This window comes from Sphingobium sp. TomTYG65 (assembly GCF_055395525.1).
In genome coordinates this window covers 213,588-226,595 of sequence record NZ_AP027330.1, presented here as the reverse complement: position 1 = coordinate 226,595, position 13,008 = coordinate 213,588, and the positions used below count along the sequence as shown (strand labels likewise).

16 protein-coding genes are annotated in these 13,008 nt (G+C 62.6%); 7 read left to right on the top strand and 9 right to left on the bottom strand.

Annotated elements, in window-relative coordinates; genetic code table 11:
• Positions 1–160 precede the first annotated feature (160 nt).
• Positions 161–1,327: a pyridoxal phosphate-dependent aminotransferase gene (locus ACZ5Y5_RS01225; protein WP_464809405.1), complete on the top strand. Its 1,167-nt coding sequence runs from the start codon at positions 161–163 to the stop codon at positions 1,325–1,327.
• Positions 1,328–1,411: 84 nt separating this feature from the next.
• Here the strand turns inward: ACZ5Y5_RS01225 and ACZ5Y5_RS01220 are convergent, their stop codons facing one another.
• Genes ACZ5Y5_RS01220 through ACZ5Y5_RS01200 form a run of 5 tightly spaced genes read right to left on the bottom strand, consistent with a single transcriptional unit; the run spans position 1,412 to position 4,037 of the window.
• Complete coding sequence (locus ACZ5Y5_RS01220; protein ID WP_464809404.1) at positions 1,412–1,879, bottom strand: SRPBCC domain-containing protein; 468 nt, start codon at positions 1,877–1,879, stop codon at positions 1,412–1,414.
• Positions 1,876–2,367 (bottom strand): VOC family protein, encoded by a 492-nt coding sequence (locus ACZ5Y5_RS01215; protein WP_464809403.1) that lies wholly within the window; start codon positions 2,365–2,367, stop codon positions 1,876–1,878. The genes ACZ5Y5_RS01220 and ACZ5Y5_RS01215 overlap by 4 nt, the downstream gene beginning before the upstream one ends.
• Positions 2,368–2,383: 16 nt before the next feature.
• Complete coding sequence (locus ACZ5Y5_RS01210) at positions 2,384–3,181, bottom strand: VOC family protein (RefSeq protein WP_464809402.1); 798 nt, start codon at positions 3,179–3,181, stop codon at positions 2,384–2,386.
• 25 nt (positions 3,182–3,206) lie between these two features.
• Positions 3,207–3,569 carry a DUF1428 domain-containing protein gene (locus ACZ5Y5_RS01205; protein WP_464809401.1) on the bottom strand — a complete coding sequence of 121 codons (363 nt, stop codon included), beginning with the start codon at positions 3,567–3,569 and terminating at the stop codon, positions 3,207–3,209.
• Between the two features lie 30 nt (positions 3,570–3,599).
• The gene (locus tag ACZ5Y5_RS01200; RefSeq protein WP_464809400.1) at positions 3,600–4,037 is read right to left on the bottom strand and encodes a VOC family protein; all 438 of its coding nucleotides are present in this window, start codon (positions 4,035–4,037) and stop codon (positions 3,600–3,602) included.
• A gap of 135 nt (positions 4,038–4,172) precedes the next feature.
• Here ACZ5Y5_RS01200 and ACZ5Y5_RS01195 point away from each other — a divergent pair, with 135 nt between their 5' ends.
• Positions 4,173–4,841 carry a winged helix-turn-helix transcriptional regulator gene (locus ACZ5Y5_RS01195; protein ID WP_464809399.1) on the top strand — a complete coding sequence of 223 codons (669 nt, stop codon included), beginning with the start codon at positions 4,173–4,175 and terminating at the stop codon, positions 4,839–4,841.
• Between the two features lie 67 nt (positions 4,842–4,908).
• Here ACZ5Y5_RS01195 and ACZ5Y5_RS01190 read toward each other — a convergent pair whose 3' ends face one another.
• From ACZ5Y5_RS01190 to ACZ5Y5_RS01180, 3 genes are all read right to left on the bottom strand, one after another.
• Entirely contained in the window at positions 4,909–5,706 is a 798-nt protein-coding gene (locus ACZ5Y5_RS01190) for a hypothetical protein (protein WP_464809398.1), read from the bottom strand.
• A 193-nt stretch (positions 5,707–5,899) separates the two neighbouring features.
• Positions 5,900–6,910, bottom strand: coding sequence for an NAD(P)H-dependent flavin oxidoreductase (locus ACZ5Y5_RS01185; RefSeq protein WP_464809397.1), 1,011 nt, complete (start codon positions 6,908–6,910; stop codon positions 5,900–5,902).
• Between the two features lie 177 nt (positions 6,911–7,087).
• Complete coding sequence (locus tag ACZ5Y5_RS01180; protein WP_464809396.1) at positions 7,088–8,353, bottom strand: aspartate kinase; 1,266 nt, start codon at positions 8,351–8,353, stop codon at positions 7,088–7,090.
• 148 nt (positions 8,354–8,501) lie between these two features.
• On the opposite strand from ACZ5Y5_RS01180, the gene ACZ5Y5_RS01175 reads away from it, so the two are divergent.
• The 3 genes from ACZ5Y5_RS01175 (at position 8,502) to ACZ5Y5_RS01165 (ending at position 10,597) form a co-directional block, all read left to right on the top strand.
• The gene (locus ACZ5Y5_RS01175; protein ID WP_464809395.1) at positions 8,502–8,720 is read left to right on the top strand and encodes a hypothetical protein; all 219 of its coding nucleotides are present in this window, start codon (positions 8,502–8,504) and stop codon (positions 8,718–8,720) included.
• A 41-nt stretch (positions 8,721–8,761) separates the two neighbouring features.
• Positions 8,762–9,499, top strand: coding sequence for a bifunctional 2-polyprenyl-6-hydroxyphenol methylase/3-demethylubiquinol 3-O-methyltransferase UbiG (gene ubiG / locus ACZ5Y5_RS01170; RefSeq protein WP_464809394.1), 738 nt, complete (start codon positions 8,762–8,764; stop codon positions 9,497–9,499).
• Between the two features lie 96 nt (positions 9,500–9,595).
• Positions 9,596–10,597, top strand: coding sequence for an alpha/beta hydrolase (locus ACZ5Y5_RS01165; RefSeq protein ID WP_464809393.1), 1,002 nt, complete (start codon positions 9,596–9,598; stop codon positions 10,595–10,597).
• A 14-nt stretch (positions 10,598–10,611) separates the two neighbouring features.
• Here the strand turns inward: ACZ5Y5_RS01165 and ACZ5Y5_RS01160 are convergent, their stop codons facing one another.
• Positions 10,612–11,427 carry an HpcH/HpaI aldolase/citrate lyase family protein gene (locus ACZ5Y5_RS01160; RefSeq protein WP_464809392.1) on the bottom strand — a complete coding sequence of 272 codons (816 nt, stop codon included), beginning with the start codon at positions 11,425–11,427 and terminating at the stop codon, positions 10,612–10,614.
• Positions 11,428–11,524: 97 nt separating this feature from the next.
• Between ACZ5Y5_RS01160 and ACZ5Y5_RS01155 the strand changes: the two genes are divergently transcribed.
• Both ACZ5Y5_RS01155 and ACZ5Y5_RS01150 read left to right on the top strand, forming a co-directional pair.
• Positions 11,525–12,496: an SPFH domain-containing protein gene (locus tag ACZ5Y5_RS01155; protein ID WP_464809391.1), complete on the top strand. Its 972-nt coding sequence runs from the start codon at positions 11,525–11,527 to the stop codon at positions 12,494–12,496.
• A complete protein-coding gene (locus ACZ5Y5_RS01150; protein ID WP_464809390.1) occupies positions 12,496–12,939 on the top strand; it encodes an NfeD family protein in 444 nt (147 codons plus the stop codon). The genes ACZ5Y5_RS01155 and ACZ5Y5_RS01150 overlap by 1 nt, the downstream gene beginning before the upstream one ends.
• Positions 12,940–13,008: the final 69 nt, after the last annotated feature.

Below are 13,008 nucleotides of genomic sequence, written 5' to 3'. Positions count from 1 at the left end.
CAGATCGCAGCCCCCCTTTCCAAGGGGAAGTCAGGGTTAATCGGAGGGGAAATCCATCAAAATCGTGAAAAAGCATCAAGACACATTGCGGAAATGGAAACCGCCTTCGTCTCTCCCGTCAGAAATGCATGCGGTTGGTTCAAACTAGGGGACAGACGACATGACGTTGATGTTGGAAAAGGACGCCCGCGAAGACCTGCTCGATCGCGGATATTCCCGCCGTCACATCGGCAAAATCGCCGCGCTGGTGAGCGCAGGCGCGGCCGTGAATTCGATGCTGCTGCAGCCCGCCTTCGCGCAGCAGCAGGCTGCGCGCGGCATCAAGGGCGCGGTGCGGATCGGGTCGAACGAATGTTGGACCGGGCCTTTCCCGTCCGGCGTGGAAGCGGCAGCCCGCGCGGCCTCTCTGGGCAACTGGTATGATCCCGATAATTACAAGGGCGACCTCATCTCCACCGTCGCGAAGGTCGAAGGCATTCCGGACTCGCATGTCGCGCTGTGGCCAGGCTCCGGTGGCCCGCTGGTCAGCATCGTCGCTGCCTATTGCTCGCCGACCAAGGGGCTGGTGACCGCTGACCCGACCTTCGAATCCGCCTGGCGCACGGCCGACTACATGAAAGCGCCGATCGCCAAGGCAGCCCAGCCGATCGGCAAGGGCAGCGATGTGAAGGCTATGCTGGCGGCAAATCCCAATGCCGGCCTTTATTATGTCTGCACCCCCAATAATCCGACCGGCACCATCACGCCGCTGGCGGACATCAAATGGCTGCTGGACAACAAGCCCGCCGACGCGATGCTGCTGGTGGACGAAGCCTATATCCATTTCTCCGACGCGCCGAGCGCCGTCAGCCTGATTGCGGGCCGCAAGGACATCATCGTCATGCGGACCTTCTCCAAGCTGTTCGGCATGGCGGGCGTACGCCTTGGCCTCACCTTCGCCGACCCCGAAGTGCAGAAGCGCATCATGCTGTTCGGGCCCAGCGCGGGCGGCCTGTCGATCACGGCCATGGCCTGCGGCAACGCGGTCTATACGGAGAGCAGCCTCATCAAGGCCCGCCGCGCAGAATGTGCCGCCAATCGCGCGGAAACCATCGCCTGGCTCACGAAAAAGGGCATCTATGTCCAGCCGGGCAGCCAAGCCAACATGTTCATGATGGACTGGAAAAAGCCCGCCAAGGAGATGCAGGCGGCCCTGCTCGCCACGCCGGAAAAGGTGCAGATCGGCCGCGCCTGGCCCATCTGGCCCACGGTTTCGCGCGTTACCGTCGGGTCGTCCGAAGACATGGCCAAGTTCCGCGCTGCGGTGGAACAGGTGATCAAGGCCTGACCCTCGTCCCTGCACGGACGGGTTCATGAAGGGGCGCCCGCTGATCCGGGCGCCCCTTTTCGTCATGAAAGAGGACGCACGCCTTCACGCAATAGCCGCCGAAGTCTCGCACAAAGCCTTGAATTGGGCCGCCATCTGGTCCCATCCCGGATGGAAGCCCATTTCCTCATGGCGCTTCATCGCTTCCGCATCCCAATGCCGCGCCGTCGCGGTGAAGCGCGTGCCTTCTCCCTCATCATCGAAGCGCCACAGATGCGTCATGAAAGGCGTCTGCGGCACCCAGCCCGCGGCATAGGCGTCGGTCGAAACTACAAGCTCGCCCGGCACCACCTCCAGGATGATGCCTTCCATGGGGCCGGTATCCTCGCCATCCGGTCCGAACATGCGCACAGCGCTGCGGCCGCCGGGACGCAAATCCTCTTCGATCACTTCCGCCCGCCAAGGCTTGGGGCAGAACCATTGATCCTTCAGGTCCGTCCACACCTTCCACACAATCCCGCGGGGGGCAGCGATGTGGCAGCTGACCGACAGCTCGAATTGCGCGGCGCTCATACCGTCTCTCCATCAAAAGCGGCCTTCATCCTGGCGGTATCCAGCTTCTGCATGGTCATCATCTCCTTCATCATCCGCTGGATGCCGGGACCATCGCCGGTCTTGTAAAGATCCATGATCTCCTGCGTCACCAGCTGCCAGGACAGGCCATATTTATCCTTCAGCCAGCCGCATGGGCCCGGCGATCCGCCGTCCGCTGTCAGGGCATCGAAATACCGGTCAATCTCCGCCTGATCCTTGCACGCGACGGACATCGACACCGCTTCGGTGAAGCCGAATTTCGGCCCGCCGTTCAGGCCCTGATAGCTCTCGCCGAACAAGGTGAACTCGACCATCAGCACGTCACCGCCCTTGAACGGCGCAGGCGTGGGCTGATCGTCGGGGAAGCGGTTGATGAAGTCCACCGATCCGCCAAAGATCGAGACATAGAAGCGCGCAGCTTCCTCTGCCTGCCCGTCAAACCACAGGCAGGGTGAAATCTTCGACATAAGTCCTCTCCTATCTTCAGCCGTTGCGCATGCCGACGAGCGCGAACATTGCGCCCTGCGGGTCGCTGCCCTGGATGATCCAGGCGCCGCCCGGCACTTCCACCGGCCCATTGAGTACGGTGCCCCCGCCCGCCTTCACTCGTTCGACGGCCTCATCGATGTCGGGCACCACGAAATAGAAAAGCCACAGCGGCACCGGCACCTCCTTCGGCCGCGCCATCATACCGCCCGACATTTCGTTGAACTCGGTCGCGCCGGACATGGAGAAAAGCTGGTAGCTGCCCATGGGCCCCATATCCATCGCCTGCCCCTTCCCCCAGCCGAACTGGGATGTGTAGAAGGCCAGATCCTTGTCGAAATCGCCGCTATACAGTTCGTGCCAGCCGACATGGCCGTTCGCCATCGGGGGCGCTGCTTCCATGCCTTCGGGACTGAAGCCCTTCAGCAGCATAAAGATCGCGCCGCCCGGATCACCCATGACGGCGAAGCGGCCAACGCCCGGAATGTCCTCCGGCGCCCGCTTCACACTGCCGCCCGCATCGGTCAGCCGCTTCGCATCGGCGTCCACATCCGCCGACCCGATATAGCCGCCCCACCAGGGCCGCATCCCATGATCTTTCAGCTCCGCCGGGATCGCCATGATGCCGCCCATCTGCCCCGCACTGGCGGAGATCACATGATAGACGTCACCCTGCAGGTCATCCCCAAAGGGCTTCGTGGTCCAGCCGAGCACATCGCCATAGAAGCGGATAGCGCCCTCCGGATCGCTGGTCATCAGTTCATACCAGAAGAATTTGCCGGTTAGATCGGTCATCGCCCGTCTCCTTATATGCTTATGGTCAGACTTTCTCGTCCAGCAGCACCTCGAAACCGCCGTAAATGAGCCGCGCGCCGGAGAACGGCATGTCCTCCCCTTCCTTCGGCTGCATCCGGGGATCGTTCATGACCTTCTCCGCGCCTGCATCGCGCGTTTCCTTGTCGGGCCACTCGATCCAGGAAAAGACGACCTCCTCATCCTCTTCCGCGATCACGGCGGTACGGAAGTCGTTGACCTTGCCCGGCTTGATGTCGTTCGCCCAGCATTCAACGACCCTTAGCGCGCCATGTTCGATGAAGATGGGGGCGGCATAGGCCGCGACTTCCTTGTAGCGCTGCTTGTTTCCCTTGGGCACGGGGATCACAAAACCGTCCATATAGCTCATCGTCTCTCTCCTCTTTTCACCAGGTCGAGATCAGGCGGCGGATTCCTTGTTGACCGCCATGGCCGCTTCCACATCCATCCACGTCACTTCCCAGATATGGCCATCCAGATCCGCGAAGCTCCGCCCGTACATGAAGCCATGATCCTGGCTTGGATTGGGCTCGGTTCCACCGGCGGCCAGCGCCTTTTCCGTGGTCGCATCAACATCCGCCCGGCTCGCCTCGCTCAGCGCCAGCAGCACCTGCGCCGTCTCATGCGCATTGGGGATTTTGCGCGGCGTGAAACTACTGAACCGCTCATGGGTCAGCAGCATGACATGGATCGCCTCGGAAAAGCTGACCATCTGCGCGCTGTCATCGGCGAAGTCATTGTTCCGCACCGCGCCCACCGCTTCATAAAAGGCGATTGCGGCTGGCAAATCCTTCACCGGCAGGTTCACGAAAATCATCTTGGGAGCAGCTTGAGGCATGATTTTTCTCCTCGGGATTCTGCATCGGCGGCGTCTCCGCAAAGGAAGGGAGCGACTCACCGGCTTGATCTTTCTGCACCTCTAACTTATCTTATGCAACATCAAAGTTAGAAAATATAACCAAGGACTCGGGACGTGAAAAAGCGGGCATATCAGGATGGCTGCGCCGTCGCCCATGCGCTGGATCTTATCGGCGATCGCTGGGCGATGCCGATCATGCGGGAATTGATGCTAGGTCCCAAGCGCTTCACCGATTTGCGCGCCAGCCTGCCCGGAATCAGCGCCAATGTGCTGACCCAGCGGCTGGAGGAACTGGAGGCAGCCAGCGTCCTCATCCGCCGCCGTCTGCCCCCGCCCGCCGCCAGCCAGATTTACGAATTGACCGATTGGGGCCGCGAGTCGGAAATCCTGTTCCAGGTGCTTGGCAGATGGGCCTGCCGCTCCCCCACGATGCAGCCAGGCATGCCGATGAGCAATGTGTCCGTCGTCCTGTCCATGCGCACGATGATCGACCGCAGCCGCATCGGCGATCTGGACGCCACCCTCGGCTTCCGCTTCGGCGAAGAAGAATTCCGCGCCGTGCTGAAAGATGGCGACTTCACGATGGATCGTGGTCCCGCCGATGGAGCGGACGTCATCATAAGCGGAGACCAGAATGCGCTGGCTGCGGTGGTCTATGGCGGCCAAAAGTTCGAGGATATGGACCCTGCGCTCAAGGTTGAAGGCGATCGAACTCTCGCCAAACGCTTTGTCCAGCTCTTCCCCCTCCCCCCCAAGGCCCCGTCGACCTACATAGCCACCTGACGCCCGGGCTCCGTTCGGGCTGAGTCTGTCGGATCCCTTCTCTGCAGAAATGACTCCTCCATGGCCCTTACTTCACCGGCTTCGTCAGCGGAAATGTCGGCACGATCACACGCGTGGTCGGTGGCACCAGTGGCGCGCCGCTTCCTTCCTGCGGCCTCGGGAACGGCGTGATGCTGGGCGGCGGCACAAAGCCCGCGCTGACCTCCTTCGGCGGCGTGGGCGGAGGCGGCAACGGCGTGGGCGACACCACCACGGTTACCGTGCCGCCAAAGCGGGACTGCCATTCCGCCAGCCGCCGCAGATAATCCGCATAGGCTTCGTAAAAATCCTGAAACGGCTTTTCCAGCGCGGTCAGCGCCTCGGGCGCATAGGCCAGCAACTGACTGGACGGCATCGCCAAAATCTTCGCGCCGACCTCGATCGCGACGGGACAGAAGCTTTTCGTCACGGGCGGCAAGGCGAAGAAATTATAGACAACCGTGTTCAACAGTTCCCGCGACTGCAGGCCGCCACTGCCAAAGGCGGCCGTATAATTGCGATCGACCGCCGCATTGGCTTCCCGAAGGACGCCCTCATGCACATGCAATATCCGATTATATTGCAGCCGCGCCGGCTCGTTCACGCCATGGCAGGATAGCGCCGCCACGTTCAGCGCCATCCGAACATGCCACAGCGCCGTATTGGCGGTGACGCCGCGATTGGGCGTCAGATATTTGCCGCTGGTGGTATCGACCTCGGGAATGCTCATCCCCTCCACAGCGCCCATCGGCGGCAGCGGCTTGATCGTCCGCACGACCGGCGGCGGTGGCGTAGGGGGAGCCTTTTTCTGGGTCGAACAGCCTGCGACCAGCACCAATGTGGTCAAACAAGCAAGCTGCCATGAACGGCGGTAAGCGGCACGCGACAGCAACTCTAAGTCCCTCTGCGATGAGTATCGATCAGAAAACTCATGGCAAAGCCGGGCGTTCCTGACGATGGAGACGGCGCTCCATTCAACGACCGGAAGATTCGGCTCGTCTCATTGAATACTGCTCCTGCGCGGGCAGGAGCAGACACTCTCAGCCCCGCCGCTCCAGTGCAACAGCGGCCTCGTCCATCAGCTGCGTGATGATATCAGCAACGGGCTCTTCCTTGCTGACCATCCCGACAGACTGACCCGCCATCAGCGACCCACCTTCGACGTCGCCATCGATCACGGCCCGGCGCAGCGCACCCGCCCAATAATGTTCGATCTGCAACTGCGCCTCACCCATATCCACCGCGCCGCTGTCGAGCAGGTTCGCGACTTCGCGCTGCTTCGCGGTAAAGGCTTCGGTGCCCGTATTCTTGAGCGCACGGACCGGGATCACGGGCAGGCGCGGGTCGATCTGCACGCTGGCGATCGCATCACGAGCCGAAGCGCGGAAGAACGCCTTCTTGAAGTTCGGATGCGCGATGCTCTCGCTCGCGCAGGCGAAGCGGGTGCCAAGCTGCACGCCCGCCGCGCCCATTTCCAGATAGCCCGCGATCAGCTCGCCACGGCCGATGCCGCCAGCCACGAACACCGGCAATTGGCTCGCCATCTCCGGAAGAATTTCCTGCGCCAGCACGCTGGTCGAAACAGGGCCGATATGGCCGCCTGCTTCCATGCCCTCGATCACCAGGGCGTCCACGCCGGAGCGCACCAGCTTCTTCGCCAGGCTCAGCGCCGGAGCGAAGCAGATCAGCTTCGCGCCCTTTCCCTTGATCGCCTCGATGCTGCCCTTGGGCGGAAGACCGCCCGCCAGCACGACATGGCCGACCTCATGGCGGGCGCAGACTTCGATCAAATCGAACAGCTGCGGGTGCATGGTGATGAGGTTGACGCCGAACGGCTTGGAGGTGAGCGCCTTGGTCGCCGCAATCTCCTTGTCGAGCAGTTCGGGCGTCATCGCCCCGCACGCGATCACGCCAAAGCCGCCCGCGTTGGAGATCGCCGCCACCAGGTTGCGCTCCGACACCCAACTCATCGCGCCGCACATGATCGCGACGTCGCAGCCCAGAAATTCGGTGCCGCGAGCCATCAGGGAGGTGAGTTTGGCGTTGGTCATAATAACTCCGTCATTCCCGCAATGGCCCTTGGACGAGGACTGGCTGCCGTTTGGCTCAGGCCGATGCGAAAATGGTGCATTTCGAGAACCGGCGCGCAGCGTACTTCAGTACGTGAGCACCGGAAGCGCAGAAAAGCGCCGTTTGCAGCCCGGCATGGGCCAAACGGCAGCCAGTCCTCAAGCGACCGGCGCGTCCAGACCATAGGCCGTGTGCAGCACGCGCACCGCCAGTTCGGTCTCATCCTCGTCGATCAGCACCGAAACCTTGATCTCGCTAGTCGAGATGGCGAGGATATTGATCCCACGATCCGCCAGCGACTTGAACATGGTCGAGGCCACGCCTGCATGGCTCTTCATGCCAACGCCGACCACGCTGATCTTCGCGACCTTGGTATCCGGGATTACCCGGTTGAAACCGATGGCTTCCTTCTGGCTTTCCAGCACATCCAGCGCGCGGGCGAGGTCCGCGCCCGGCACGGTGAAGGTCACGTCCGTCTCACCCTTGTCGCGGCCGACATTCTGGATGATCATATCAACATTGATCGCCGCATCGGCCAGCGGGCCAAAGATGTGCGCCACGGCGCCCGGACGATCCGGCACGCGGGTCAGGGTGATCTTCGCCTCATTCTTGTCATGGGCGATGCCGGTGATGAGCTGACGTTCCATCTTGTCTTCCTTGAGCTTGGCTTCCAGTTCCTCTTCGCTGACGATCAGCGTGCCGGGGAGGTCCGTCTGGGTGGGATCATCGAAGGAGGAAAGCACCTGCACGACCACGCCTTCCTTCATGGCGAGGCCGACCGAGCGGGTCTGGAGCACCTTGGCACCGACCGAGGCCAGTTCCAGCATTTCCTCATAGGTGACGAGGTCGAGCTTGCGCGCCCGCGCCACGATGCGGGGATCGGTGGTATAAACGCCGTCGACGTCGGTATAGATGTCGCAGCGATCCGCCTTCAGCGCCGCCGCAACCGCGACCGCCGACGTATCGGAGCCGCCACGGCCCAGCGTCGAGATGCGGCCATCCTCCATCATGCCCTGAAAGCCGGGGATGACGGCCACGGTGCCGGAACGCATGGAGGCGAGCAGATCGATCGTGTCGATCTCGCCGATCCGCGCCTTGGCATGGGCCTCATTGGTGCGGATGGGAAGCTGCCAGCCGAGCCAGCTGCGCGCGTCCACGCCCATGGCCTTCAGCGTCATGGCCAACAGGCCGCTCGTCACCTGCTCGCCGGACGCGACCACGACGTCATATTCTGCCGGATCGTACAGCGGCGAGGCTTCCTTGCAGAAACCGACCAGCCGGTCCGTCTCGCCCGCCATGGCGGACACGACGACGGCGACTTCATGGCCCTGCTCGACGACATGTTTGACTCGCGCGGCCACGTTGCGAATTCGCTCCATCCCCGCCATGGAGGTGCCGCCGAATTTCATCACGATGCGCGCCATTTGCCTGTCGAACCCGCCTGCTGAAAGAGTAGAAAAATCGCCCGGGGACTACACCCGCGAGCGAAGCCGCGCCCCTATAGCAGCGCCCGCCGATATGGCAAGTTTTGGAACTCTTGCCCCAGCCGCTCATTCCTCAAGGCATGAACGGATGGAGGACGAAATGGAAGGCATTCTCTATGGGCTGTTCACGATCGGCGGTCCGATCCTGCTCGCCGCGGTCCTCATCTATGTGATGATGAGCAACCGTCGGCACAGATCGCCCGAAGAAATGGCCCGCACCGAAGCAGCTACGCGCGAACTGCGTCGCGACCTCAACGCTGAGGATAAATATCTGGACGGCGATGGTCCGCCGCCGCGCAAGAAGTAAATGTCCGTGGCGCGGTGGCGCGGACATTGTTAGTCAGGCGCATGGCCAACACAGCTACCAGCACGATCGACCCCCGCGAAGCGGCGCATTTCGGCGCCATGGCTGCAGACTGGTGGGACCCCCACGGCAGCAGCGCGATGCTGCACAAGCTGAACCCGGTGCGACTGCGCTACATCCGTGATGCGATCGACCGCCGCTGGCTGGGCGACGAAAGCAGCTTCCGTCCGCTCGAAGGGAAGCGCGCGCTGGACGTCGGATGCGGGGCTGGCCTGCTGACTGAGCCCTTGGCTCGGCTGGGGGCGACGGCGACCGGATTGGACGCAGCGGAAGAAAATATCGCCGTCGCCCGCGCCCATGCCGCAAGCCAGGGTTTATTGGTGGATTATCAGGTGACGCCCGTCGAACAGCTGGACGCAAGCGGCTTTGATCTCATCACCTCGATGGAGGTGGTCGAACATGTCGCCGACCCGGCCCAGTTCGTAAGGGCGCTGGCGGCCAAACTCGCGCCCGGCGGCTTGCTGATCATGTCGACCCCCAACCGCACGCCGCTTTCACGCCTTGCGATGATCGGTATCGGGGAAAGCATCGGCGGCATTCCCAAGGGCACGCATGACTGGGACAAATTCCTCACCCCCGAAGAGCTTTCCCGCTTCATCACCGATGCCGGACTGGAGATCACGGATACGACCGGCCTTTCCTTCGATCCGCGCAAGGGCTTCATCCTTTCCTCGAACAAGGCGATCAACTATCTCCTGACCGCCCGCCACCCGGCTGGCTGACCCCCGACGCAGGACATCCCCGCATAGCCGGCCACCAACCGCTTGCCTCCCGCCCATAGGCCGCTCATCATGTCCCGATAGACAAGGAGAGACATGATGGACGATGCCAGAGGCGTAAGCATAAGCGGCCGAACAGTGCCTTTCCCCAAGTCCATCAGCCCCCAGGCCCGCGCCTTCCTTGCATCCATGGTGGGACCTGACGGCATGCCTCTGAACGCCATGCCGCGACCAGCACCTGACGATCTGGAGGGCTGGGCGAAGTCCAAGGAAGCGGCTGGCAAGTTCATGGCCGACTTCTCCGCCGCCCTGTCGCCCAATCTGCGATCAAGCGTCGACACCATCGAAATCGCGGGCGTTCGCGTCTATCTGGCGACCCCCGCCGATCCTGCGCCGGGCAATCGCGCCTATCTCGACATCCATGGTGGCGGCCTGGTCCATGGCGAAGGCGAGTTCTGCCGAACGGGGGCGCGCCGCATTGCTGATCAACATGGGGTGACCTGCTATGCGGTGGATTATCGCATGCCCCCTGAACATCCCTATCCCGCGGCGCTGGACGACTGCGTCGCGGTCTATCGAGAGCTTTTGAGCCAATATGCCCCGGACAACATCATCCTGGGCGGCGCATCGGCGGGCGGCAATCTGGCGGCGGCGGCGGTGCTGCGAGCGCGTGACGAAGGCTTGCCTCTGCCAGCGGCCCTTATCCTTTTGACGCCGGAGCTGGACCTCACCGAATCCGGCGACAGTTTCGAAACTAATCAATTGGTGGACGTCATGCTGCCACGGCCGCTGATGAACGCCAATTTGCTGTATGCCGCCGGGCACGACCTGGCGCACCCCTATCTCTCCCCTTTGTTCGGCGATTTTTCAGCGGGCTTCCCTCCCACCTTCCTGCAAGCGGGAACGCGCGACCTGTTCCTGTCCAATGCGGTCAGGATGCACCGCGCTCTGCTCCGTGCCGATGTGCCCGTCGAAATGCACATCTTCGAAGGCATGCCCCATGGCGGCTTTGGCGGCGGCGCGCCCGAAGACCTCGAACTGTCGAGCGAGTTGCAGCGCTTCGTACAGGCGCATTGGGACGCAACCTCCCATAGCGTCTGAGACTGCCGCCCCTGTCAGGAAATAACGGCGTCAGCTCTCGCCACCAGCGCCTTCGCTTCCTCGACATGCATGCTCTCGACCATGCGTCCTTCAAAGCGTTCAGCGCCGCCCGTCGCCGCTTCGATCAGCCGCCGTGCATCGGCCACCGCCTGCGCATCGGGTCCGAACACCTGGTTCGCCACCGGCACCTGGCTTGGGTGAATCAGCGTCTTGCCATCGAAGCCGATCGCGTGGCCCGCCGCGCACTCGGCCTCGAACCCCGCTTCGTCATCCAGCCGATTGAACACGCCGTCGAACACGGCAATGCGGGCGGCGCGAGCGCTCAGGATCACCGACTGCAGGGCAAAGGACAGCCCTTCCCGGCCTGCCGACGGCGGTATGCCTAGATCCTGCCGTAGATCGTTGGTGCCCATGAAGAGCCCCGCAGTCCCCTCCTCCGCCGCAATCGACGTGGCGGCCAGCACCCCGGCGGCGCTCTCGATCATGGCGATGACGGGCCTCTGGCAGACGCTGAAAACGTCCTTCACCTGCTTCATGCTCTCGACCTTGGGCAGCACCACATAGTCAGCGCGCGACCGCTTGATCGCGACCATCTCCGGCCCGTGCCACGGCGTGCCTTCCACATTGATCCGGATCGCGCACAGCCGCCCGCCAAACCCTTCCGCCGCTGCTTCGATCGCGTTGGCGCGCGCCTCTTCCTTGCGATCATTGGGCACGGCATCTTCGAGGTCCAGTATCACCATGTCGCACGGCAGCGTGCGCGCCTTCGCGATTGCCCGCTTGTTCGAAGCGGGCAGGAACAGCAGCGATCGAGCGTGGCGCAGCAACATGGCAAGTCTCCTGGATCGGCCGCATGGCCTTATGACGGTTTGACTTTTCCCGTTAACGATTCCGCGTCATAGTCAAGCTTCTTAGGGGGAGAAAATGATGCTGACGACCTTTGCGCTGACGGTAACGTTCCTGGTGCTCTTCTACCTGGCCGTAAGCGTCAAGGTAGTGCGCCAGGGCTATCAATATACCATAGAACGTTTCGGCCGCTTTACCGAAGTCGCGCGCCCCGGCCTCAACTTCTACCCCGCCTTTTTCTATGCGGTCGGCCGCAAGATCAACATGATGGAACAGGTGGTCGATATTCCGGGGCAGGAAATCATCACCAAGGACAACGCCATGGTGTCGGTCGACGGCGTGGTCTTCTTCCAGGTGCTTGACGCGGCCAAGGCGGCCTATGAAGTGTCCGAACTCTACGTCGCCATCATGCAGCTTGCCACCACCAACCTGCGCACGGTCATGGGGTCGATGGACCTGGACGAGACGCTGTCCAAACGCGACGAAATCAACGCACGGCTGCTCTCGGTGGTCGATCATGCGACCAACGCCTGGGGTATCAAGATCACGCGCGTGGAGCTGAAGGACATCCGCCCGCCTGCCGACATCGTCAACGCCATGGGCCGTCAGATGAAGGCGGAGCGTGAAAAGCGCGCGCTGATACTCGAATCCGAAGGGCTGCGCGCCTCCGAAATCCTGAAAGCCGAAGGCCAAAAGCAAAGCCAAATCCTGGAAGCCGAAGGCCGCCGCGAAGCCGCCTTCCGCGACGCCGAAGCACGCGAACGTGAAGCCGAAGCTGAAGCGAAGGCGACGCAGATGGTGTCCGACGCCATCGCCAACGGCAACGCCCAGGCCATCAACTATTTCGTCGCCCAGAAATATGTCGAAGCGGTGAGCCAATTCGCCAGCTCGCCCAATGCCAAGACCATCCTCTTCCCGGTGGAAGCGACGCAGCTTATCGGCACGCTTGGCGGCATCGGCGCGCTGGCCAAGGAAGCGCTGGGCGATAACGGCACGCCGCCCTCTCCCCCCGCGCCGCCCCGCCGCAGTCCCTTTGCACAGGGCCAAGGCTGATGGACTGGTTTGGCATGCTGGACGATCATTGGGCCTGGCTCGTCTTCGCCGCATTGCTCGGCATGGCGGAAGTTGTGATCCCGGGCGTGTTCCTGATCTGGGTGGCGCTGGCAGCGGCGGTAACGGGCCTCATCGCGCTCCTCCTGCCCGTTTCAGTATCGATCCAGTTGCTGATCTTCGCCCTGCTCTGCCTGATTTCGGTGTGGGGCGGGCGTCGCTGGTATGCCGCCAATCCTGTGGATTCCCAAGACCCCCTGCTCAATGACCGCACCGCAAGGCTGGTGGGCGAGATCGTCACCGTGGTCGAACCGATCGACAACGGACGGGGGCGAGTGAAGGTGGGCGACAGCGTCTGGTCCTGTCGTGGACCGGACGCCCCAGCAGGTGCCCGCGTGCGCGTCGTGGGAGCCGAAGCGTCAGTGCTGAAGGTGGAGCTGGTTTAAAAGCCGCAAGACGATCGCCGATTGTTCCCCTCCCGCTGGCGGGAGAGGAACTCGGGTTTGGACGCACTC